The 25,644-nt window shown below is 47.5% G+C and carries 11 protein-coding genes and 3 pseudogenes; 8 read left to right on the forward strand and 6 right to left on the reverse strand.

Annotation, left to right across the window (positions count from 1 at the left end):
* Window positions 1-28: 28 nt before the first annotated feature.
* The 5 genes and pseudogenes from ACUN2T_RS22525 to nadS all read left to right on the forward strand — a co-directional run bounded on the left by ACUN2T_RS22525 (window position 29) and on the right by nadS (window position 14,891).
* A complete protein-coding gene (locus ACUN2T_RS22525) occupies window positions 29-13,339 on the forward strand; it encodes a hemagglutinin repeat-containing protein (RefSeq protein ID WP_445495133.1) in 13,311 nt (4,436 codons plus the stop codon).
* Window positions 13,336-13,713: a hypothetical protein gene (locus ACUN2T_RS22530; RefSeq protein ID WP_445495134.1), complete on the forward strand. Its 378-nt coding sequence runs from the start codon at window positions 13,336-13,338 to the stop codon at window positions 13,711-13,713. The genes ACUN2T_RS22525 and ACUN2T_RS22530 overlap by 4 nt, the downstream gene beginning before the upstream one ends.
* Before the next feature lie 408 nt (window positions 13,714-14,121).
* Window positions 14,122-14,391 (forward strand): annotated as a pseudogene (locus ACUN2T_RS22535) (hemagglutinin repeat-containing protein); the annotation flags it as partial.
* Between the two features lie 103 nt (window positions 14,392-14,494).
* A pseudogene (locus tag ACUN2T_RS22540) lies at window positions 14,495-14,605 on the forward strand (type II toxin-antitoxin system RelE/ParE family toxin); the annotation flags it as partial.
* Between the two features lies 1 nt (window position 14,606).
* Complete coding sequence (gene nadS / locus ACUN2T_RS22545) at window positions 14,607-14,891, forward strand: NadS family protein (protein WP_445495135.1); 285 nt, start codon at window positions 14,607-14,609, stop codon at window positions 14,889-14,891.
* An 898-nt stretch (window positions 14,892-15,789) separates the two neighbouring features.
* Here nadS and ACUN2T_RS22550 read toward each other — a convergent pair.
* Window positions 15,790-15,921, reverse strand: coding sequence for a hypothetical protein (locus ACUN2T_RS22550; RefSeq protein WP_445495137.1), 132 nt, complete (start codon window positions 15,919-15,921; stop codon window positions 15,790-15,792).
* 465 nt (window positions 15,922-16,386) lie between these two features.
* Window positions 16,387-16,831, reverse strand: a pseudogene (locus ACUN2T_RS22555) (Tn3 family transposase); the annotation flags it as partial.
* A 643-nt stretch (window positions 16,832-17,474) separates the two neighbouring features.
* On the opposite strand from ACUN2T_RS22555, the gene queF reads away from it, so the two are divergent.
* From queF to xni, 3 genes are all read left to right on the forward strand, one after another.
* Window positions 17,475-18,323: an NADPH-dependent 7-cyano-7-deazaguanine reductase QueF gene (gene queF, locus ACUN2T_RS22560; protein ID WP_445495138.1), complete on the forward strand. Its 849-nt coding sequence runs from the start codon at window positions 17,475-17,477 to the stop codon at window positions 18,321-18,323.
* Between the two features lie 109 nt (window positions 18,324-18,432).
* Window positions 18,433-19,800 carry a nucleotide 5'-monophosphate nucleosidase PpnN gene (ppnN, locus tag ACUN2T_RS22565; RefSeq protein ID WP_445495139.1) on the forward strand — a complete coding sequence of 456 codons (1,368 nt, stop codon included), beginning with the start codon at window positions 18,433-18,435 and terminating at the stop codon, window positions 19,798-19,800.
* Window positions 19,801-19,873: 73 nt separating this feature from the next.
* Window positions 19,874-20,632, forward strand: a complete 759-nt coding sequence (gene xni, locus ACUN2T_RS22570) for a flap endonuclease Xni (RefSeq protein ID WP_445495140.1) — start codon at window positions 19,874-19,876, stop codon at window positions 20,630-20,632.
* Here xni and ACUN2T_RS22575 read toward each other — a convergent pair.
* The 4 genes from ACUN2T_RS22575 to ACUN2T_RS22590 form a co-directional block, all read right to left on the reverse strand.
* Window positions 20,629-22,005, reverse strand: a complete 1,377-nt coding sequence (locus ACUN2T_RS22575; protein WP_445495141.1) for a TolC family outer membrane protein — start codon at window positions 22,003-22,005, stop codon at window positions 20,629-20,631. The genes xni and ACUN2T_RS22575 overlap by 4 nt on opposite strands.
* Before the next feature lie 2 nt (window positions 22,006-22,007).
* Entirely contained in the window at window positions 22,008-23,336 is a 1,329-nt protein-coding gene (locus tag ACUN2T_RS22580) for an HlyD family type I secretion periplasmic adaptor subunit (protein ID WP_445495143.1), read from the reverse strand.
* A 66-nt stretch (window positions 23,337-23,402) separates the two neighbouring features.
* On the reverse strand, window positions 23,403-25,127 hold the full coding sequence (locus tag ACUN2T_RS22585; RefSeq protein WP_445495144.1) for a type I secretion system permease/ATPase: 1,725 nt from the start codon (window positions 25,125-25,127) through the stop codon (window positions 23,403-23,405).
* A gap of 79 nt (window positions 25,128-25,206) precedes the next feature.
* Window positions 25,207-25,530 (reverse strand): protease inhibitor Inh/omp19 family protein, encoded by a 324-nt coding sequence (locus tag ACUN2T_RS22590; protein WP_445497959.1) that lies wholly within the window; start codon window positions 25,528-25,530, stop codon window positions 25,207-25,209.
* Window positions 25,531-25,644: the final 114 nt, after the last annotated feature.

Below are 25,644 nucleotides of genomic sequence, written 5' to 3' on the forward strand. Positions count from 1 at the left end.
ATATCAAGCGTGTTAGCGGAGAAAAACAATGAACAAGAACCTGTATCGCATTATCTTTAATAAAGCCCGGAACATGTTGATGGTCGTGGCTGATATTGCTACCTCCGGGCAAGGTAGTACGGTACGACGCCGCAGCCGTCGGCAATCATCACAATGCCTTTGTCGGCTAACAGCGTTAAAGCTAAATTTGTTGTTGGCAACCGGCTGTATTTCTCTGACCGCGCAAGCAGACATTGTGGCTGACCGACAAGCACCGGGTAATCAACAACCGACTATCCTTAGCAGCGCAAACGGCACGCCACAAATCAATATTCAAACCCCCAGCGCTGCGGGTGTTTCGCGCAATACCTACAGCCAATTTGATATAGATAAACAAGGTGTTGTTCTTAATAACAGTCACAATGCTACCCAAACTCAACTGGCCGGTATGGTGGCAGGAAACCCATGGCTCGCCAAAGCGGAAGCTAAAATTATTCTCAATGAAGTCAACAGCCTCAATGCAAGTCAGCTCAATGGCTGGATTGAGGTTGCCGGACAAAAAGCAGAAGTGATCATTGCCAACCCAGCTGGTATCACTTGCAATGGCTGCGGATTCATCAACGCCCATCGCGCAATACTCACCACTGGGCAGGCAATGATGGAACAAGGCAGAATAAAAGGCTTTGATATCAGCCGGGGGGAAGTACGCATTGAAGATTTGGGCATGGACAGCTCACAACAAAATTACACGGAAATTATTGCCCGCTCGGTGGCAATTAACGGCAGGCTACATGCTCAGGATCTGAAAGTAACAACCGGACGTAATATTGTTGATGCCGCTCACCAGAACATCGAGAAAAAATCTGCTGACGACAGTAAGCTCCCGAAATTTACGCTGGATGTAGCCGCACTCGGAGGCATGTACGCCAATAAAATCACGCTGGTAGGAACAGAGGCTGGCGTGGGTGTACGTAATGCTGGTCATATTGGGGCATCAGCCGGCGAAGTACGTCTTACGACTGATGGACAAATTGAGAACAACGGCACAATCGCGGCGCGGGGCAATACCACAATAACAGCGAGTACAATACAAAGTAACAAAGGCAGTATTTTGGCTGCCGGTATTGATGATAAAGGGAAAGCCACCCTGCCTGGTTCGCTGACACTAAGCGCTAAACAGCAAATTCAAGCCAATGGACAAAATCTGGCAACCAATGCCCTGGAAATACAGAGTAAAAAGATTGATCTCAGCGGCAGCCAAACCTCCGCCAACAACATTCAACTCACTGCCAGTCAAAAAGAGATTAGCACTTCCAATGCCACAGTCACCGCTGACCGCTTTACAGCTAAAACACCAGACCAGTTTAACCATGATGGCGGTAAACTGGTGGCACGGGAAATCAACTTAACCACACCAGATTTATCTAACAATCAGGGGGAAATTAATCAGATCGGCAAAGGCGACCTGGTAATCAACACCCAAAAATTAAGCAACCGCGGTGGCACCCTGTTCAATGAAGGGAAACAGCTAACGATCACAACAGCAAAGCTGGACAACCATCAAGGAAAAATCGCCAATAATGGTCATAACCTGAATCTGACCACACATGAAGCGGACAACACCCTGGGAACAATTCAACTGTCTGGTAAAGGTAAACTATCACTCAACACACAGCAGTGGATAGGCGATGGAGGCAATCTGCTCTCCAACGGTGAATTGGATATACAAGCCCACAACCTGCAACTGAACAAAAAAGCAGTCACTAGCGCCGACAAAATTACCATAAAAGCAGGCACATTGAGCCATCAGAGTGGATTAATGCAACAGAAGGGCAAAGACAAAATGTCCCTCACTGCCAATACGCTGGATAACAACAATGGCAAGATTGAAGGTAACGGCAGCCTGACAATTAACGCCACTACAGTGGATAACAGCAAAGGCAACATCGTAGCTGCCGAAAAAGGCTCTTTGAAGCTGACTGTCAATAACGATCTAAATAACCAAGATGGCAACCTGGAGGCAGGTCAAGACATCCAATTAACATCAACACAGCTTGATAACAGTCGGGGTAAAATCGCGGCAACCAGTGGTAATGCAAAACTGATCACCGAGAAAAACATTAAGAACACCCGCGGCCGAATCGAAGCCAAAACAGAGCTCACCACAAAAAGTCAGGAGTTGAATAACCATCAAGGACAATTACTCGCCCAACAAATAGACATCCAGACAAAAGGACATAAATTCATCAACACCACTGGAAAGGTTATTGCCCAAGAAAAACTGACCCTAAACAGCGGTGAACTAGACAATACGGCGGGTCTGTTACAATCTGGCAGTGACATGATAGTAAATACGCACGGACAAAAGCTGACTAACGCTAACGGTGACAACGAAAAAGGCATACTAAGCAAAGGCACACTGGAACTCCATACAGGTGATATCAACAACACTGCCGGCATCATTTCTGCCAAAGGAAAAACCACGCTTAACGCTGATGACGTTGATAACACAGAGGGTAAATTATTATCACAACAGATGGCTGAACTGACCACACGAGCCCTGAACAATACCCGTGGGCAGATACAATCAGAATCAACCCTATCACTGGACACCCAAAATCAACTCCTGACAAATATTGATAGCGGTAAGACTGGCGGCATCATTGCCAAAGATTCATTACGGATTTCCAGCGGTAAACTGAATAATGATGCTGGCCTTATCCAGGGTCATGACATCAACATTGATACCCATCAACAAACGCTGAACAACCAAAGTGGCGCCATAGCCAGTAAGAAAAACCTGCAACTCGACAGTGGAGAACTTAACAGCACCAGAGGGAAGATAAAATCTGATGGCGATATGACGCTGAACACCCACGGGAAAAAGCTGACCACTGCTCAAAGTAGCGACACGGGTGGCGTGACCAGTGAAGGAACGCTGACCTTAACCACAGGTGAAATTGACAACCAAGATGGCTCGATTATTGGTACAGGAATAACAACCGTCACTGGCGGTGAGTTGCATAACCAACGCGGGAAACTTGCCAGTAAAACCAGTTCCCTGGCATTAACAGTGAATAAAACGGACAACAGCGACGGACTACTACACTCTGCTGGCGATCTGACATTGGATACGCAAGGTGGGCTGCTGACCAACACCAACAGCGGTCAAGACCGGGGCATAATCAGCACAGGTAACATGAAGCTGACCACCCAAGGGGTCAACAATGATGCAGGCCTTATCCATGCGGGCAAAAACTTGCTCCTTGATGGGCAAAAAGGAACCATAACCAACCGTAACAGCCAGCCTAATCAGGGCATACTAAGCTCAGAGAACTTAACTCTGACCGCAGATGCTATCGATAATCATCAAGGAACCGTGACAGCCAATCAGCAACTCACAGTAACATCAGGAACCGTTGATAATACAGGTGGCCTGCTAAAATCCGGCACTACCCTTTCACTCAACACCCAAGGCCAGAAACTGACTAACGCCCAGAGCGGGGATAAACGAGGTATTCGCAGCGGCAATGACCTGATGCTCGAAACTGGTGAAATCGATAACACCGCTGGCGTGATAGATTCACAAGGCAACACCACACTGACCAGCCAGAACCTCAACAACACCGACGGGAAAATCCTCTCTCTGGGGAAAGCAGACCTGACAACACAAGCGGTCAACAACCAACGCGGACAGATACAATCCGCAGCCAGTCTAGATCTGGATACCCAACAGCAGGAACTGGTCAACACTGACAGCGGTGAAAACGGCGGGATAATAGCGCAAGATGCCTTGGAACTAACGACCGGTAAACTGATCAATGACCGCGGCTCTATCCGTGGTAACGAAACCCACATTAACACCCATCAGCAAGCGCTAAACAACTTAACCGGCACCATAGCCAGTAAGAAAAATCTAAAACTCGATAGCGGGGAGTTAGACAGTACCGGTGGCAGGATAGAATCTGCCGGTGATATGACGCTGGACACACATGGAGAAAAACTGACCACGGCAAAAAGCGGCGATACGGGTGGCGTTATCAGTAAAGGCACACTCACCCTGACTACCGGCGAAATCGACAACCATGATGGCGTCATCATTGGCGAAGGAACAACGACAGTCACCGGTGGTGAACTGAACAACCAAAGTGGGACACTTGCCAGCGAAACCGGTGCACTGAAATTAACCGTGGGCAAAACTGACAACAGCAACGGCTTACTGCAATCTGGCGATGACCTAACGCTGGACACACAGGGCGGACTACTGACAAACACCCACAGCGGTCAAAGCGGGGGCATAATCAGTACAGGCAATATAAATCTGACCACAGGCACCATTGATAACCAACAAGGAAAAGTAATCGCCAATAAGCAGCTCAAAGTAACATCAATGGGAACCGTTGATAATACAAGCGGTAAAATATTCAGCCAACATCAACAACTGACACTGAATACCGGCGAACTGAATAACACCGGTGGTCTGCTGCGATCCCAAACAACGCTTTCACTCAACACCCACGGGCAGAAACTGATTAACACTCAAAGCGGAGATAAACACGGCATATTCAGCGGTAGTGACCTGACTCTGGAAGTGGGTGAAATCGATAACACCGCTGGTATGATAGATTCACAAGGCAACACCACACTGACCAGCCAGAACCTCAACAATACCAAAGGAAAAATCCTCGCAAAGGGAAAAGCAGACCTGACAACACAAGCGGTCAACAACCAACATGGGCTGATTCAATCCACAGCCAGTCTACATCTGGATACCCAGCAGCAGGAACTGGTCAACACTGACAGCGGTAAAAACGGCGGGATCGTAGCGCAAAATGCCTTGGAACTGACGACCGGTAAACTGATCAATGACCGCGGATTTATCCGCAGCGATGAAATCCATATTGACACACAGAAACAGACATTAAACAACCTGGGCGGTGTCATATTCAGTAAGAAAAACCTGCAACTCGACAGCGGAGAGTTAAACAGTACCGGTGGCAGGATAGAATCTGATGGCGACATAACGCTGGACACACATGGAGAAAAACTGACCACTGCGCAAAGCGGGAAAAATGGGGGTGTTATCAGTAAAGGCACACTCACCCTGACCACCGGTGAAATCGACAACCGTGATGGAAACATTACTGGTACAGGAACAACAACCGTCACTGGCGGTGAACTGAAAAACCGGGGTGGAACACTCATCAGCAAAAAAGGTGCGCTGACATTAACCGTAAACGAAACTGACAACACCGGCGGCCTGCTGGAATCCGGAACCACCCTTTCACTTGATACCCACGGCCAGAAGCTGACTAACGCGCAAAGTGGAGATAGCCATGGCATACGCAGCGGTAGTGACCTGACTTTAGAAGTCGGTGAAATCGATAACACCGCTGGCATGATAGGCTCACAAAACGAGATCACACTGATAAGCCATAACCTCAACAACACCGACGGAAAAATCCTCTCGAAAGGTAAAGCGGACCTGACAACAAAAACAGTTAACAACCAACGCGGACTGGTGAAATCCGCAGCCAGCTTAAAACTGAACACTCAACAGCAGGAACTAACCAATACTGACAGCGGTGAACTCAACGGTATCACGGCAGGAGATACCCTGAAACTGACCACCGGTAAACTGACCAATGATCGTGGATTTATCCGTGGCGACGAAACTCACATTGACACGCAGAAACAATCACTCCACAACAAGGCCGGCACCATCATTAGTAAGAAAAACCTGCAACTCGACAGCGGAGAACTCAACAGTACCGGTGGAAAAATAGACTCTGCCGGTGATATGACGCTGAACACGCATGGAGAAAAACTGACAACCGCCCAAAAGGGCGACAACGGTGGCATTATCAGCAAAGGGACAATGACCCTGACCACAGGTGAAATTGACAACCATGATGGTGTAATTATTGGCACAGGGAAGACAACCATCACTGGCGGTGAACTGAAAAACCAACGCGGGACCCTCGGCAGCAAAACCGATGCCCTGGAATTATCAGTGAACGAAACTGACAACAGCGGTGGTCTATTACATTCCGCAGGTAAACTGACACTCAATACGAATGGTCACACCCTGACTAACAAAAACAGTGGTGATCAGAACGGCATTAGCAGCCAGGATGACATGTTCATTACCAGCGGTGATTTACATAATCAAGCTGGCACTATTACCAGCCGTAAAGTTGCAACACTAAACACCGCCGCCGTAAATAACACCCAAGGCACTATTGTCGGCACTCAACAGACTACGCTCACGACCCAAGCATTCAATAACCTGAAAGGCACCGTCCGGTCTGATGGAACACTGAGATTGAACACTCAGGGCCAACGCCTGGATAACAACGGTGACAAAGATAAATCAGGAAAAGTGTCTGCTCTGGGAGATTTGACACTGGATATCGGTGAATTAAATAATGACACCGGTTTTATCGCCGCTGATGGAAAAACCGACATCACCAGCACGACATTCATCAATAACAATGGTCATATTGCCGGTAACGGTGGATTGGAGATTCACAGCCAAACACTCACCAACCACAATGGCAAATTACAGTCGGCGGAAACCGTCAATATTGACACGAACAAGCAACTGCTGGATAACCAGCACGGCCGTATCATTGGTGATCACGGAACAACAGTGACCAGCGGCAAACTGGACAACCGCCACGGACATATTCAGGGTGGGAAACTGGTTATCGACACAGGATTGGCTGATACAGATAACCAGGACGGTAAACTGTTATCAACAAACACCATGGACCTAGAGACCCAACAGCTCGACAATCGTCACGGACAGATCAAAGCCGTGGGTGACTCAACACTTAACGTGAAGAAACAAACGAACAACACTGACGGCTTTATCCATAGTGACCAACATCTGACCCTAGACACGGCAGAACTGATTAACCGGGAGACTAATCACCCTGATCGGGGGGCTGAAGCTCAACACCTGATCATTAGAGCTCAACAGGTGGATAACACCCAAGGCGCATTACGGGGAGCCGACAGCCTACACGCTATCGTCCGCCAGACACTGGATAACACGCAGGGGCTGGTCTCTGGTGGGAAACAACTCACCATTGAAGACGAGACCCAGAAACTGACGATGAATAACCAGCAAGGTACACTGATTGGGGGTGAAAAAGTCAATATTAAAGCCAACACTCTGAACGGTGACGGCCAAACCTTATCGCAGGGCGATATGGAAGTGAAATTAAAACAAGACTTCCACAACACCGGCAACACCACCGCCAACGGCAAGCTGTCTCTGGAAACCATAGGCAACATCATCAATGACAGCACAATTAAAGCCGGACAAGCGTACCTGACAGCAAAAAACCTCACCAACACCCAAACTGCGGAAATCAGTGCTGGAAAAACCCGCGTCAACATCCGTGACACATTGACCAACACAGGACTCATTGACGGCGATCTTACCCATCTGACAACCAAAATACTGGACAATACCGGTACCGGACGTATTTACGGTGACCAAATAGCCCTTGAGACAAGCACGCTCAATAACACCGCGCAGAAAGACAAAGCCGCGGTCATTGCTGCCCGAGACCGAATGGATATCGCTACCGGCACCCTCAACAACAGTAACCACGCCCAAATTTACAGCGTGGGCGATATGTACATTGGTGGACAACTGGATGAGAACCTGACTGCGACGAGTCAAGCTGGCCGGTTAAGCAACCACGCGGCAACCATTGAGGCCGGGGGCAACCTAGGAATTGACGCGGCTATTATCCGCAATACCAACAACCGCCTAGTAACACACATTGTAGAAACGGAAAAATCCCAGCGCCATGACGCGGTATTGAGCGAACACACTACCCGCTATGACTGGTCGCAAGTGGACACGTCCTACCGCAACAAATACGGTGTGCACACTGCTGTCATGCCGGATGGTAGCAGCGATAATGAGTTTTACGAGTACCGATACACTCGTACCGTCAATGAAACCCAGATAAAAGAGAGCGACCCAGGTAAAATTCTGTCCGGGGGCAACATGACCCTGAATAGCGCAATGTTGACCAACAATGACAGTCAAATCGTAGCTGGCGCAACACTGGGCGGCAATATTGATGAACTGCACAACAACGCTACCAAAGGTGAACGCATCACCACGGATGAAGGCAGACAGACCTACTGGTATGCCAAAAAGAAAAAACGCAGAATCGGGGGAACCAAAACCTCCCAAGGAAGAAGCGGCAGTAATTATCGCCCGGCACCGGTAACCGAAACCATCGACCTGAAAGCGCTGGCCTGGAAGGCCAATACTCGACCGGATATTACCAGCATAACAATAGATGACAGGCAGAAAAGCAGTGTTCAAAGTGCACCAGCCGGGGTTAATCTGGCCTCAAGAATGGCGGAAGTCGGTGAAGTTACACTCACGAACGCGACTATCAACGATATCACACTCAGCATCCCGACACAGACTAACGACCGAGAAACTACGGTGACTATCCCTACGAAAACAGTCACACTGCCGGACAGGGATACATCGTTTGATCGCCCATTATTTTCTCCTACAGGCCAACAGACCGAACAGGTATTGTCACCCGGCGCAGTGACACTACCGCACAGAAACGCCCTAGTTGAACACTCATCACTTTCACCGGCTCAACAGACTGAACGGGTACTACCACCTGCCACTGTTACCCTACCAGACAGTGGCACACTGGCTGAACACCCACTCGTATTACCGACCGGCCAACAATTTGAACTGGCATTGCCGCCTGACACCGTTAAAGGACAGACAGTCGAACCGCTTATCCGCATAGTCGCCCCAGAGACCCGCCTGCCGGATAACAGCCTGTATATCGTGCAACCGGGTAGCGACAGCCACTATCTGGTAGAAACCGACCCAAAATTCACCCAGTATAAAAAATGGCTGGGTACAGATTATATGCAACAACAGCTCACCAATAACCCGGTACTGACCCACAAACGCCTGGGAGACGGATTCTACGAGCAGCGTCTGGTGCGTGATCAGATCACCCAGTTGACCGGACACCGTTATCTGGCCGGTCACAACAACGATGAAGCCCAGTTCAAAGCGCTGATGGAAGCCGGGGTCTCCTTCAGCAAACAACAACAACTGACCCCAGGTGTTGCCCTGAGTCCATCACAAATGGCTCTGCTCACCTCAGACATTATCTGGCTGACCAACCGCACAGTGACCCTGCCGAATGGCACAACACAGACCGTGACCGTGCCGCAGGTCTACGCCCGGGTCAATAAAGGCGACCTGACCGGAGATGGTGCCCTGCTCTCGGGTAACAACGTCATACTGAATAGCCGGGGTGATATCACCAACAGCGGCACCATCAGCGGACGTGAAGTAACCCAATTGACCGCTAAAAACCTGACCAACAGCGGCTTTATTCAAGGTGGTAAAGTAGATTTAACCGCACAGCAGGATATCACCAACCTAGGCGGCAACATTCAAGGACAAGATAGAATTTCCGCGCTGGCCAGCCGGGATATCACCAGCACCTCTACCCTGCGTGATGACAGTGTTAACCGCTGGCTGGACCGCCCAGCGGGGATTTATGTCCAGAATAACCAAGGTACCTTGTCGCTGAAAGCCATCAACAACGTCCAACTTACTGCCAGCAAAGTTGATAACGCCGGTAAAGACAGCCAGACAGAGATAACGGCAGGCCATGACCTGACTCTGGACACTCTGCTCACTCGCCGCACGGAAAACGGTGACTGGGGGAACGACAACTACCGCCATTTGACGCAGACGCACGACACTGGCAGCCAGATAAACACCGCCGGTAACCTGGCACTGCGAGCCAGCAATAACCTCAATGCCACCGCCGCTAACGTGAGTGCCGGTCAGCAACTGACGGCCCAGGCCGGGAACAACCTCACCCTGAACGCCGGTACCGCTTCATCAGACTTGGTCGAACATAGCAAACAGACCAGCAAAGGCTTGCTCTCCAAATCCTCCGTCGAAACCCACGACGAAATCCATGAGCGCCGGGCAGTGAGCACCACCTTTAGCGGAGACAGCGTCACCGTACAGGCCGGCAAAGACCTGAACATCATCGGCAGTAACGTGGCTGGCACCCAGGATGTCAATCTGGCCGCCGGTAATCAGCTCACCGTCACCACCGCAGATGAAGCCCGTCATGAAACGCACTTCAAGCAAGAGAAAAAATCCGGCCTGATGGGCACCGGGGGTATCGGCTTCACCGTCGGCAAAGCCAGCCAAAAATCCACCACCGACATCGACAGCAACCTCAGCAAAGGCAGCACCATCGGCAGCAGTCAGGGCAACGTCACGCTCAACGCCGGAAAACAGCTCAACCTTCACGGCAGTGATGTGGTCGCGGGCCGGGATATGACCTTCACCGGCCAGGATGTCACTATCACCAGCGCGGAAAACAGCCATACCGCTATCTCCAAAACCGAACAGAAACAAAGCGGTCTGACCGTGGCCCTATCCGGGACAGCTGGCAGTGCCGTGAATACCGCCGTTCAGACCGTTAAGGCGGCCAGCAGTGAAAGTGACAGCCGACTGAAAGCCTTACAAGGCACCAAAGCCGCCCTCAGTGGGGTCCAGGCAGTTCAGGCCGCTCGTCTGGCCGATGCCAAAGGCGGTGACAACAAAACCAACAATAACCTGGTGGGTATCAACCTCTCCTACGGCAGCCAGTCCTCCCGTTCAGAGCAGAAACAGCACCAGACCACTCAACAGGGCAGCAGCCTGACTACCGGGGATAACCTCAATATCACCGCTACCGGCAACGACACGCCTGACCAGAACGGCGATATCCGTGTTCAGGGCAGCCGGTTGCAGGCAGGCAAACACCTGCAACTCAATGCCAATCGGGATATCCAACTCACCTCCAGCCAGAATACCGAACAGACCACCGGCAGCAACAGCAGTAGCGGCGGTTCACTCGGCGTGGGCTTCACCGCCGGACCGGGGGGCACCGGCCTGAATGTTTCCGCCAGCATTAACCATGGCAAAGGCCGTGAAAGTGGTGACGGCGTCAGCCACACTGAAACCACCCTGGATGCCGGACAGAACGTTACCCTCAACGCCGGCCGGGATGCGGCCCTCAAAGGCGCACAGGTCAGTGGCGAACAGATTACCGCCGACGTCAAACGCAACCTGACGCTCACCAGCGAACAGGACAGCAACCGCTACGATATGAAGCAGCAGAACATCAGTGCCGGTGCCAGTGTCACGGTCGGCCCTCAGACTGATGGGACTGTGAGTCTCAGTATTGGCCGCGACAAAATCCACAGTAACTTTGACTCCGTGCAAGAGCAGACCGGGCTGTTTGCCGGCAAAGGCGGCTATGAAGTGAAGGTAGGCGAACACACCCAGCTTGACGGCGCTGTGATTGCCAGTACCGCAGACAAAGCCAAAAACACCCTTGATACCGGTACCCTGGGTTTCGGGGATATTCAAAACAAAGCGGATTTCAAAACCGAACACCAGAGCGCCGGATTCAGCACCGGCGGACCGATCGGGAGCTCATTGCTGAGTAATCTGGCCTCCAATACCCTGGGAGGAGCGAATAAAGAAGGCCATGCCCAAAGCACCTCTCATGCGGCAGTCAGTGACGGCACCATTGCTATCCGGGATAAGGACCACCAACAGCAAGATATCACCACCCTGAACCGCGACACGGATAATGCCGGCAATGCATTAAGCCCTATCTTTGATAAAGAGAAAGAACAGAAACGACTGAGACAGGCACAACTCATTCGGGAAATCAGCGCACAGGTCATTGATATTGCCGGTACTGAAGGGTCTATTATCGCCACCAAAGCCGCCAACGCGAAAATGACGAATATCAGTGAGCAGGACAGAAAGGATGCCCGTGCGAAACTGGCGAAAACCAGCACTCTCCCCCCAACTGAAGATGACATTAAAAACCAAATCTACAACACAGCTTACAATCAGGCATTGAATGATTCCGGCTTTGGTACTGGCGGTAAATACCAGACCGCCTTACAGGCCGCGACGGCAGCCATTCAGGGACTGGCAGGCGGAAATATTGGTCAGGCACTGGCCGGGGGTGCCTCACCGTATCTGGCCGGGGTGATTAAGGACATGACCACCGACCCGCAAACCGGTAAAGTGGATATCACCACCAATACCCTGGCCCATGCGATTCTGGGCGCGGCGGTGGCGGAAGCCAGTGGCAACAGTGCATTGGCCGGGGCGGCAGGAGCTGCTTCCGGTGAACTGGCCGCCCAGGCACTGATGAAGCATTTTCATGGTGAAAATGTTAAAGTCAGTGACTTAAGTGAAGAAGAAAAACAGACCATCAGCACCCTCTCCACCCTGGCGGCAGGTCTGGCAGGTGGCATTGCTGGTGACTCTACCGCCAGCGCCGTTACCGGGGCCCAGGCCGGGAAGAATGCGGTGGAGAATAACTCTCTGAGCGTGAATGAGCTGGACAGTTTTGCGCACCAAGCCCGCACCTGTGAAGGCGAAAGCTGTAAGCAGGTGATCAAGGAGATGGTTGATACCAATATCCGTAATCAGCAGGAAATGATGAATTTCTGCAACAGCAACCCGACCCAGTGTGCACAGAAGTATGGTTATCTGGTTGATCAGTGGCCGGTGTTTGAACGTACCCTCAAAAATATGGACCGGGATGGCACATTGCCAGTTGAGTTCAGAAATTACCTGTCGGCAGTGAATACGTTAGGTCAGGCGGCCACAGGCAAGGTAGGCGAACTCGGCTGGACAAAACGCTTTGAAGCGATGGGCATGAGTCAGGAGACTGCCGCTGCAATGGCGATGACGCTGCCTATTGTGATGGAGGGAGGAAAAGGCCCTAAGTCTTCGCCAAAAACACCACAAAATCAGACTGGTAAAACGTCTGAGCGTGTAATACCAGAAAATTTCACAGCCGAAGTATCAAAACATAATACTCAGATTGGTTTATTGAATAAGAAGAAAACAAGTATATCTGGCGCTCATAGACAAGATGCATTTTTAGAATCTGCTGAAAAATTAGGAGTAAAAGTCACGAATAAAATAACCGATAAGAAATATCCAGGATTAATAGAATATAGTTATCAATTACCTTCGGTAGACAGAGCAGGTAATCCTACTGGTAAGTACAAAAAGACTCAATCGAAGACAACATACGATCCTCGAGTCTTATCTGACGATACAGTTCTTAAAATGTCTACTCAAGCAGCTAAACAATCAAAGGATTACTTTATATCCAACCCAGATAAAAGGGAGTATTCAACTAAAGTTGATGGATATTGGTTTAGAGTAACGAAAGATGCTAAAAGTGGTGAAATTAGTAATGCATTCATCACGATGCCATCAAGGAATATTCCATGAGTGATAAAACGAAGTGGTTAGATGAGACAAAAGAATATTTAATAAACAATAGTGGTGAAGATTTATATTACCTCATGTTCACCATGTTGAGTGAAGAGAAAATAAGTTTTATAAAATTTCTCTTGGATGCTTCGAAGGGAATTGGATGTGTAGTACATGAAGGATTAGAATATGTATTAGATCAAGATCTAGATTATCCAGAAGATTTTGATCTGGTTACTTTTTATGTTGGAGAGTTTGAAAGTTCGGAAATCAGCCCAAATCAATTTATTATGCTGATGCAATATGTGTCTAATGCTTATATCGATGCTTTTCCTAGCAGTAAAGAAACGGTAGAAAGACATATGAAAGCACTTACAGAACGTTACGCTTAGCGCTGTATCTTGTTGAGAAAGTAAAACGATCCCAGCCCTTGAAAGGTTGAGAGTTACCGACTTTGCTATAACCTCACTGTCCATGCGGGCGACGAAGCTAAAGTCCGTAACAGTGAACTGATCGCTGGTAAGGATCTGACGATTAGTGGCAGCAGGGTACAGATTGAAGCCGGGAGTAACAAACTGACTCTGGATGAGACTGTTGAACAGAAGAGTCAAGGGTTGACGTTCTCTCTTGATGGTTCACGAGGAGGCCAAATTGCGGCTGCCCAGACTTTTGCTCAGCAGGCGCAACAAGGCAACAATAGCCGAGTATCGGCACTATATGATACCAAGGCAGCCCTGAGTAGTGCTCAAGCCGCACATGATAAGGCAGAAGAAAATTTCCTTGAGGGTAAAGATCCAGTGATGCCATCTTTTGCCTTCCAGACAACTGTCGGCAAACAAAAGAGTTCATCCAGTACTCATAAAGCCTCGGATGTGGCTGTGGGGTCAATCCTGACTGCCGGGGATAACTTATCTATTACAGCCACCGGTCAGGGAGAAGGCCCGGTGGCCGGTAATCTGGCTATTGTGGGTAGCCAACTTAAAGCCGGGGGAAATACCACCTTGGTGGCTGAAAAAGATATTTCTCTGTCAGGGGCGGCTAATACCCATAAAACGGATAAAGAAAATCGCAGTAGTGGCAAGCAATTCGGTGCCAATGCCTCTTTGGGCTTGGGAAGCGGTGTTTCTGTTACCCCGATGGATTACCAGGCCCATCGCAGTCAGGGTGTTATAAGAGATTATCTATTTGGTAATGGCCTACCCGAAAAGCACCAAAGACAGTCTGACGGATGCTGAAAAATCAGAACTGAAAAAGCTGACAAAATTACTGAAAGACGAGGTGTAACATGAGTTTTTTTGACGACCTAAAAGCGTCACTGGAAGAAGCTGTCGACATCAAAAATGGTGTTAAAGCACCCGAACGTGTCACACGTTATGAACTGGCAGATGTGAAGTCCATCAGAGCACAACTTAACGTTTCACAGAGTGAGATGGCACAGGTTCTGGGAACAAGTATCGACACCATCAAAAGCTGGGAGACCGGAAGACGTAATCCTACTGGACTGGCGGCAAAGGTACTGGCGACCATTCAGGAAAACCCAAAATTCTTTCAGGAACTGGCGGCGCATTAAGCCGTTGTGACAGAAGGATTCAACAATTCTGTTGCCGTAAAGAATGCGCTACGTAAGAAATTAGACTCTGACATGGGATATTCGAGGTTAATATCCATGACCTAAAAAAGCATGTTTCCGTGCTTCAGGCCATTTTCGTTGATGAAAACCACATGAGGAAAAAATGGCTTGAAGACAAAAACTCGCAAAGTAGTGTTCAGGAGGTTCCGACAGCAAATGTTATGCCTTAAAAGCCCCGTAGGGCTTTGAGGATAGCTATTTATCTGTGGCTTTTACGAGAAACTTCCACTTATTGGTGTGGCCCTTTTTCTTGCAGTTAGAGCAAGGTGGAAGCTTCTCGCATTCACGGTTCACGACATCTTCGTACTTACAGGTCTGGCATTCATAAATTCCTGGACCTGGAGGGATCTCACCGATACTACGTATTTTCCGATACTGTTCTGGTTTATCTGTTTCAAGAACAGACTTTTTGTTTTCATAGAACGCCATCCTGCTCCCTTATAATGTTAAGTAATGAGCGAATATTACCCATTACTTAAATATAGTCATTTGTTTTTTTTCAAGAAGTCGAGGAGGCTTCGTTGTTCAGACGTTATAGTAAATAGTGAGTATCAGTAAATTGGAAATGTCAACATATAAACAGATTGCAGACTACGTAAAGACGCGAACTGGGAGAACGATGAAATCCTGCTGGATTGCACATGTGAAGTTAGTTCATTGACTAACAAGAGGTGTTTCGGCAAATACACTATAGTATCAATAACCAAGTTTACTCTTGTCCTATTCAGTGGATTGCTGAAATCAAAGCCTCTGTTAAGAAATTTGGCAATATTCCCGTCGGATTATTCTTTCGCGTATCAGAGAGACGTTCTCCAGATAAAATTCTGAAACGAACTTCTTATTCACCCTTTTTGTGTTGATGCTCTTTCAAATCCGGATGTTTAGGCTTATTTTCCGGTGTCACTCTCTGTCGTTTATCTTCCTTTCCTGTTGATTCAGCAATAGGTTTAGGTCCTGGTTTAATTCCCATAACAATCTCCATTAAATGTAAAATACTTACTGGCATTTTAGGTAATGAATAATTGGACTAGCGAGAGCATTTGCCCAGAAACTTACAGTTTTACTCTCACGTTTCTTATTCAAACCGTAAATGGCAGTATAACATATTAACAGACTACGCTAGTCAATACTGCGGCGAGCATTGCGGGCTAAAGCAAGAAAAGAAAGTCCGAGACAAGTCAGCCGCATCGTGTTTTTCCATAGGCTCCGCCCCCCTGACGAGTATCCAAAAAAATGGACGCTCAAGTCAGAGGTGACGATATCTGACAGGACTTAAAGATGACCACCGTTTCCAGTGGTCGGCTTCCCCGTGCGCTCTCCTGTTCCCACCATACGGTTTACCGATGTCATTCCGCTGTTAGGGGTTCCGCGCACATTTCCTCCAAAAGTCCCACCTCTCACATAAAAGTCATTATTTATCATCCTGTTATTGATTTTATTCGTGCTCTTCATCTTCTTCATCGCTCAGCGGATCAACACCTTCCAGAAGATTGTCCAGACTTGTGATCGCCGCTTTATCTTCGAATGAATAATTTCCGCCAAGAAGAATGTGTCCCCATGCTACTGGAGATAAATTAGCCAGAACGTCTATCGCTTTTTTATTATTTTCCTTCTCAAATTTTTCAACCAGACCTGATAATATTGCTGAATTATAGTAAATTACGCAATTAGCTATCAGCCTGGCGCAGTCATTCCATTGATCTATCTGATAGTCGCTGCCGCCACGAAATTGATTTCCGTTGACTGATGCTATTGCTCTTCTCAGCTTCACCTCTGTTCAGGGCCTGCTGAACAAATTGCCTTAACGTTTTATTATCAGCATAGTCCAGAACGTAGATACATTTGATGATTCGATCATATTCTCTGAGCGCGGCCAAAATAAAGTATTTCCTGCCATTTAGGATGCCGCTTAAGGCTGAATGTTGTGCTGTGTTTTACTATTGTGGCATAGTATTCCATGTTTCCCTGCGATATGCTTAATTCATTCTCTCTTTCCTCTTAAGTTAATCTGGCTTCGGTGATAAAACGATCATCTTTCCATAGGAAATATTGATAACTTTATAGTGACACAAGAAAACTATTCTAATGTGGTATTAATTGCCTGTCTGAATGGATAGTGTGAAATGTGATCAAAAGCGGGTTGTTTAAGCCTGATAATGGGGAATGCGATATATTAAATGCTGGAAAGTGGTGATAAGGCTGGAAATGCTCTATTTACAACAATATCAGTTATTTAAGTTTCTTAATGGTATTACGTCCTCAATCCAGCAGATGTGTAGCATTCTGCTTATATATTTGAGGATGTTTTTAAATGGGTTGGTCAACAACCTGAAAGCCCTCTGGGCTTTTCGCCTTATATCCCCGCCCGCACTGGGCAAGGGTTTACGGCGGTTTTTGCTAAAAAACAGAGGTTCCCAAGGCCGATTAATAAAATAGGCCAACAAATAAAATTCTGACAAACACCATAACTTGTTACACTTGAATGATGACTACTATTACTACCATCAGATTTTAAGGAATAACATGTCGTTATATCAGGATCACCAAGCTCTTGAGCAACTTACACTGGGTAAAACCACTTTATATCGTGACCAATATGATGCCAGCTTATTGCAAGCGATACCCCGCAATATGAACCGTGAGCCGCTGAAAATTTTCCCTGATAATTTACCGTTTCACGGTGCTGATATCTGGACATTATATGAACTATCATGGCTGAATAGCCGTGGTCTGCCGCAAGTTGCGGTCGGGCATGTCAGCTTGAATGCAGTGAGTAAAAACCTGATTGAATCTAAAAGTTTTAAACTCTATCTGAACAGCTTTAATCAGACCCGTTTTGAAAACTGGCAAATTGTTGAAGAAACACTACAGCGCGATCTGGCCGCTTGTGCTGAAGGTCATGTGGAAGTAACACTTCATCATTTAGATCATTTCAATAACCAACCCATCTCCGCTTTTACCGGTGAATGTATTGACAATCAGGAGATTGAAGTGACTGAATATAATTTCAATCGTGATTATCTGCAAGGTGCAGCACAAGGCCCACGGGTGGAAGAAGTTTTGGTTAGCCATCTGCTGAAATCCAACTGTCTGATTACCCATCAACCTGATTGGGGGTCTATCCAAATTCGCTACAAAGGACCAAAAATCAATCGGGAAGCATTGTTACGTTACCTCATATCATTCCGGCATCATAATGAATTTCATGAGCAATGTGTTGAGCGTGTTTTCAATGACTTACAACAGTTATGTGCTCCAGAAAAGCTCTCAGTCTATGCGCGTTATACTCGACGCGGAGGATTAGATATCAATCCGTGGCGCACAAATAATGAAGACTTTATTCCAACGACAGGCAGACTGGCACGTCAATAAATCACTTTTCTGAGTGCCGTTTGTACAAAATAAGCTGAAATAGGCAATGTAATACATTCAGTTTAGTGATATTGATGTGTAACCCATACACGGTATAAAGGAGTCATTCTTGATTACTCATATCAACCCACTCGGCTCAATGGATTTATTATCTCAACTTGAAGTAGATATGCTAAAGAGTACCGCAAAAAGTGATCTGTATCGGCTGTTCCGCAACTGCTCACTGGCTGTACTCAATTCAGGTAGCCAAACCGATAATAGTAAAGAGCTGCTCTCTAAATACACAGATTTTGATATTAATGTATTGCGCCGTGAGCGCGGGGTAAAACTGGAACTGGTGAACCCACCAGAAGATGCATTTGTTGATGGGAAAATTATCCATTCACTACAAGCTAATTTATTCGCCGTACTTCGGGATATTCTGTTTGTTCATGCTCAGATTACCGATTCAGCACAACAGCATCATCTCGATCTGGAAAATAGTGCGCATATCACCAATAGAGTATTCTCTATTCTGCGTAACGCCAGAGCGCTGCATACCGATGAAGATCCCAATATGATCGTCTGTTGGGGAGGCCATTCAGTCAGTAAGCAAGAGTATCAGTATGGCCGTAAAGTCGGTAATCAGCTTGGGTTACGTGGACTCAACATCTGTACCGGCTGCGGCCCTGGTGCAATGGAAGCACCGATGAAAGGTGCGGCTGTAGGACATGCCCAACAGAATTATAAAAATAGCCGCTTTATCGGTATCACTGAGCCCTCCATCATTGCGGCCGAACCCCCTAACCCACTCGTGAACGAACTGGTTATCATGCCAGACATAGAAAAACGTCTGGAAGCTTTCGTTCGCATTGCTCACGGCATCATTATTTTCCCAGGCGGCGTCGGCACAGCAGAAGAATTACTCTATCTGCTCGGTATTCTGATGAACCCGGAAAACCAGGGGCAAGTGCTGCCATTGATTCTTACCGGCCCGAAGGCGAGTGCAGACTATTTCCAAGTCATGGATGAGTTTATTATTCACACATTAGGAAAAGAGGCGCGACGCTACTATCACATTATTATTGATAATGCGCCGGAAGTTGCCCAGGTAATGAAAAAAGCGATGCCATTAGTGAAAGATAACCGACACAGTACCGGTGATGCATACAGCTTTAATTGGTCAATAAAGATCAACCATGATCTGCAACAGCCATTCGAACCAGCACATGAAAACATGGTTAATCTCAATCTCTATCCCGATCAGTCGCCGGAAAAACTGGCGGCATCGCTACGCCGCGCTTTCTCTGGGATTGTTGCAGGTAACGTAAAAGAGATTGGTATTCAAGCAATTGAAAAACATGGCCCATTCAAAATCCACGGTGATACTGAAATAATGCGCCGTATGGATAATCTGTTGAAAAACTTTGTGGGACAACACCGAATGAAACTACCAGGAGGCACAGCCTACGAACCCTGCTACGAAATTATCAGTTAAAATGCCCCAAAAGAAAATGATGTCTGCTCCACGGATGGAGCATAACTCTGCTGAATGCTGAATAGTGACCCATATGATACATCTTCTGATTGTTGATGCCCTTAACCTTATCCGCCGTATTCACGCTGTGCAGGGTAGCCCATGCATTCCCGCTTGTGAACATGCGTTAAGGCAGTTGATCCAACATACCAATCCCACACACGCTGTTGCCGTATTCGATGAAGAAGATCGCAGTAATAGCTGGCGCCACCAAATATTGCCTGACTACAAAGCGGGCCGTTCACCAATGCCTGACAATTTGAAACAAGAAATGCCGCAGATCAGAGCGTCATTTGAGCAACAAGGGGTTGCCTGCTGGCATGCCCAAGGGCATGAAGCCGATGATCTAGCAGCAACGCTGTCAGTAAAAATCGCTTCCTCTGGTCACAATGTGACAATTGTTTCTACCGATAAAGGTTATTGCCAGTTACTTTCACCGACTATCCGTATCCGGGATTACTTCCAGAAACGCTGGTTGGATATGCCATTTGTTCAACAAGAATTTGGCGTTTTACCAGAGCAGTTACCTGATTACTGGGGCCTGGCGGGTGTCAGTAGCAGTAAGATCCCTGGGATCCAGGGAATCGGCCCTAAAACCGCAGCCACTTTATTGCAACAGGCCGGTACATTGGATAACCTTTTCCAGAACCTCGATCAACAGCCCGATAAATGGCGCAACAAACTGGCGTCAAATAAAGAAATCGCTTTTATCAGCCGGGAAGTTGCGTCATTACGTACCGATCTGGCTTTAACAGGCAATCTGCAACAACTCCGGCTGACAACTGCAAACTAGCGAAAATAACCCGCTATCTTGTCCAAATGTTCGCCTTTTAATTCTCCGGCCTCATTAAGCAGGCCGATCCAGGCTTTAATATAGTTATATTTTGCCTGAGAAAGATCACGCCGGGCAGTATATAACTGTTGCTCTGCATTCAGGACATCCACATTCACCCGCTGTCCAAGAACAACACTTTTACTGGTCGCATCTACCTGCAAGCTGGCTGATTCAACAGCCATTTCATAAGCATTAATCCGTTTTTCGCTATTCAGGTACTGATTATAGTTGCGTCGTAATGCATTGAGGATTTCGCCCGCCTGAGCATCAAGATCATATTTAGTTCTGCCATATTGTGCCGCTGCCTGACGCACAGCGGCAGACGTTCCGCCACCATTATAGATATTCATGCTCATTCGCAAGCCAATGGTATCGGTTCGATATTTTTGATCTACCGTATTATCGCTGCTGGATTCGTTTTCAGAATGGGATGCATAGAGTTCCAGCTTAGGTAAATAACCTGCCCGGTTACGTTGCACCTCATGATACGCGGCTTTCACTTCCTGACGGGAAGCGGCCAAAACCGGATTGTTAGCTAATGCCAATTTTTCCCATTCCTCATAACGGCCAGGCGACAACCGCGATATCTGAAATTGTTTTTTATCGGCTAATCGTTGTACCGGTAAATCAACTGGCAGAGGAACACCGACAATCAATTGCAAACTCCGGATGGCCGCATCCAAATCGTCGTTGGCCGCTATCTCATCCGCAACCGCCTGACTGTAACGGGATTGAGTTTCCACCACATCAGTGCGAGTCCCTTCACCAGAAGTAAACAATTTCTTATTCAGCTCCAGTTGTTTTTCATAAGCCATTTTCTGCCGCACGACTAAATCAATCTGATCCTGCGCATAAGCCGCATCCACGTAAGCATTCACGACCCGGACAGCCAGTTGCTGAAAATCTGCCCGAAAACGTTCATTACTCATCAAAGTGTAAGCCTGACTAGCTTTATAACGCGCCAATATTTCAAAATCCATCAATGGCTGAGTTATCACAATCGCTGCGTTATAACTGCGATATTGGCGATCCCGGGTTTCGGTGATCCTATTTCCCTGACGATCATAGCCAGCGGGATATTCCGTATGTTGCCTGTTCCTCGGTGAATTCTGATAAGACATCATCACTTTAGGTAACAATTCTGCTCGGCCAATTTTTTCGTACTCAGCCCCCCCCTCCTTCTCTTTTATTGCAGCAAGAAAAGTAGGATCATTTTCTAATGCCAGCGCATAAGCCTCGGTCAAACTTAGCGACCATGCAGGAAAAGAGAATAAACTGATGCTGAAAAGAATAAGCAAATCCACTGATAAAGAAGCATGATTCAATTTCATAATTACTCCTCTATCAACGATGTTGAAGCCCGATCCACCAATGGCTTAAACAGATAACTAAACAAGGAGCGGGAACCCGTTTTAACAAAGACCTCAACCGGCATCCCTGGCCTGATATCCAACCCTTTCAGTTTTTCCATCCCGCCAGGAGAAACAACGGCTCTCATCTGATAATAAGGTTGGTTGGTTGCGGGATCCACCAACCTGTCTGCGGAAACCATAACCACTTTCCCTTCAATTTTTGGCGTCCGGTTCTGGTTAAAAGCAGTGAACATCAGATCCACATCCATCCCTTTACTAATCTTATCTGCCAAATTAACCGCAACACGGGTTTCTACCTCAAGCGCCATCTGATCCGGCAGGATTTCCATCAATTTTTCGCCAGGAGCAACAACACCACCTTGCGTAAAAACATTTAATCCGACAACCGTGCCATCAACTGGCGCGACAATTGAGGTATGAGTAAGTTCGAACTGGGCTGTATCCAGCTTATTTCTGTATTCGCTGGCAGCAACCTGCACATCCGCCAATTGAGTGCGAACTTCCCGCTGATAGTCTGCTTTACGCTGAATAATACGCTGCTGCGTTTCCTGTAACTGTTTTTCAAGCTGACCAGCACGCCCTACCATTTCCGCTATGCCACTGTTGAGTTCAGCCTGCTCACGCAACAGCTCCAGATAACGGTTACGCGGGAAATAACCCTCATCCGCTAAAGATTTAAGATTAGTTATCTGTTCCTTAAGCGCCACCTGCTGCACACGCTTGCTGACAAGAGAAGATTTCAACCCTTTAATCTGAAAATCTGTGCCTTCGACAGACTGCTCAAGCCCTTCCAAGTCGCTTTGCAGCATTTCACGACGTGATGCAAGCAGTTGTTTTTGCAGTACGATGATCTCTTTCACCCGGGGTTCAGATTGTAATTGCTGTAATATTTCAGGGAAAATCAGAGTTTCATCACCATGCTGTTCCGCCAATAAACGGGCTTCCGTTGCCAGTGTGGTATGCAGTTGATGCTGAAGCGCATCAACTTGGGCTTTTGCCTGCACCTGACTGAGCTGGACCAGTGTCTGACCCGCTTTGATTGTTTCGCCTTCAACAACCTTAATCTGGCTGATAATACCGCTTGCCGGGGTCTGAACTGTTTTACGGTTGCCATCCACCACCACCACGCCTGAAGAGGCAACCCCTTTATCCAACGGTGCCAATGCTGCCCAAATAAGAAACCCCAGGATCCCCACCCCAATCACTAACCATCCTAGTCGCAAAAAATGCCTTTCTTCCAGAGGCAACAATCCTTTTCCATCTCTTACCGGCGTAATCTGATCAGACATATCCACTCCCGGACAGAAATCTCCGTCTCAGCTATTTAATATTATTATGATTGAATGCCTATTTACTTATAATGCCTGTGCTACTGCCTTGGCCGCAGAATGTTCCTGATTTTGTTGCGATAAAGCCGCTATCACCTGCTGAGATAAGCCAAACATCTTCATTTTGCCCTGAACCAGCAACAATATTTTGTTTGTCTGTGACAACAATGACATGCGATGAGTAATCACAATCACTGTTTTTCCTTGCGCTTTCAGTTGGGCAATAGCCTCATTCAGCGCTCTTTCCCCTGCTTCATCCAGGCTGGAATTAGGTTCATCCAAGACCACTAATGACGGCTCATCATATAACGCGCGGGCAAGACCAATTCGCTGCTTCTGCCCACCCGATAACCCAACCCCTCCGGCACCAATAACCGTGTCATAACCCTTATCAAGAGCCAATACCAGTTCATGAACACCTGCTTTCTGTGCCGCCTTAACAACCTTTTCCGGCTCCACTTCATTAAAACGGGCAATGTTCTCAGCGATAGTGCCGCCAAACAGCTCAATATCTTGCGGCAAATAGCCTATTGAGGAACCCAGTTCATCTTTATTCCATTGATAAATATCGGCATTATCTAGGCGTACAACACCTTCCTGTGCAGGCCATATGCCAACAAGTAACCTGGCAAGGGTCGATTTCCCGGAAGCACTGGGGCCAATTAATCCCAATACATCTCCCGCATCCAGCGTAAAGCTGACATCCTGTAAAACAGCCTTGCTGTTTCTTCCCGGAGGCGCGGCGGAAACTTTTTCCACAGCCAAATTACCTTTTGGTGCGGGTAATGACATTCCCGGTTTCCGTTCTGGTTGTTGTTCTAACAGGTTTGTTAACCGTTGCCATGATAAACGGGCACCATTCCAGCCTTTCCAGGCTTGAATAAGTTGTTCAATCGGTGAAAGCGCACGCCCCATCAGAATTGAAGCCGCAATCATCATTCCCGGCGTGATATGCCCGCCAATCGCCAACCACCCCCCTAATCCGAGGATCAGCGACTGTAATGCCATACGCACGGTTTTAGTGACGGAATTAATCACAGAAGCCCGTTCACTGGCAATGCGCTGGAAATTCAGAAAACGTTCATGCAACCCAAACCATCTCCGGCGAAGCACCGGCAACATGCCCAACGCTTCTATCACTTCTGCGTTACGTAAATTAGTGCTGGCAAGGCTGGCTGAGCGTAGAGAGAGTTGACTTGCTTCGGATAAAGGCTGACTTGATAACCATTGATTCAGCGCAGCAAGGGCAATTAAGACCAGAGCACCGACCAATGCCAACAAACCAAGCCAAGGGTTAAAAAGAAAAATAACCAACAGATAGATTGGAAACCAAGGGGCATCAAAGAAGGCAAACAAGGCATTGCCGGTCAAAAACTGACGAATATTTGCCAAATCATTGAGCATCTGACCCGCATCTGTTGTGCCATTTTTCAAATTTGATTCATAAGATGCGGTATAAACACGATTATTCAATTTCATATCCAGCTGACTACCGATACGAATGACAATCATGCTGCGGATATATTCCAGCATACCCATCATGGTAAACATGCCAAGAGTAATCAGAGTCAACATCAGCAAAGTGATTTCATTGCCCGATGGCAACACTCTGTCATAAACCTGCAACATATAAACAGATGGAACCAACATCAGCAGGTTAATAAAGGCAGTGAACAACCCGATAGTCCAGAACACCCGGCTACGGGCACGAATAACATCAGTAATTTCATCCTTCGGGAGATGTAATTTCACAGTATTTCCTTAATCACTGTTTGATATATTTTTTTATCTTTCTAAAAAAAATCGCCATCTGACGTTAACGTTCCCCGCCCTATCCACTTTTCTTATTGGGCTTCATCATCAATTCCCGGCCACCCGCAAAGCGGGCAAACCAGCCATCTGACTCCTGAGCGAAGAAAGCCAAACCACTGCCCTCCTCATCGGTAATCGTGATGCCATCAGGCGTAGGCCGCCACCCGGCAGGGACTTCACCAAACATATCGGTCAAGCAGGTGCTATCACCGCTAAGTGACCAAATTGAACCTTCAGGTAATGGTTGGTCAGTCAATGAGACATCACATTGCTGATGTTCATCCGACAGTTGCCACACGCCTTTTAATTCACTGGCATATGGGAGATGAAGACTACTTGCCATACTTCCTCCGATAACACTGAATACAAGAGAAATAAAGAGCACAAATTTCAGATACCGGGCTGAACAAGTCATTCCGCCTCCAAACTAATAACCGCATCCAGTCAGATGCGGTTG

This window comes from Photorhabdus machadonis, assembly GCF_052657765.1.

What these genes read in the sequence shown, in the direction of transcription:
- ACUN2T_RS22550 (WP_445495137.1), bottom strand. Translation starts at nt 15,921, where the DNA reads ATGGGAATTAAACCAGGACCTAAACCTATTGCTGAATCAACAGGAAAG.
- ACUN2T_RS22580 (WP_445495143.1), bottom strand. Translation starts at nt 23,336, where the DNA reads ATGTCTGATCAGATTACGCCGGTAAGAGATGGAAAAGGATTGTTGCCT.
- xni (WP_445495140.1), top strand. Translation starts at nt 19,874, where the DNA reads ATGATACATCTTCTGATTGTTGATGCCCTTAACCTTATCCGCCGTATT.
- nadS (WP_445495135.1), top strand. Translation starts at nt 14,607, where the DNA reads ATGAGTTTTTTTGACGACCTAAAAGCGTCACTGGAAGAAGCTGTCGAC.
- ACUN2T_RS22575 (WP_445495141.1), bottom strand. Translation starts at nt 22,005, where the DNA reads ATGAAATTGAATCATGCTTCTTTATCAGTGGATTTGCTTATTCTTTTC.
- queF (WP_445495138.1), top strand. Translation starts at nt 17,475, where the DNA reads ATGTCGTTATATCAGGATCACCAAGCTCTTGAGCAACTTACACTGGGT.
- ACUN2T_RS22530 (WP_445495134.1), top strand. Translation starts at nt 13,336, where the DNA reads ATGAGTGATAAAACGAAGTGGTTAGATGAGACAAAAGAATATTTAATA.
- ACUN2T_RS22590 (WP_445497959.1), bottom strand. Translation starts at nt 25,530, where the DNA reads ATGGCAAGTAGTCTTCATCTCCCATATGCCAGTGAATTAAAAGGCGTG.
- ACUN2T_RS22525 (WP_445495133.1), top strand. Translation starts at nt 29, where the DNA reads ATGAACAAGAACCTGTATCGCATTATCTTTAATAAAGCCCGGAACATG.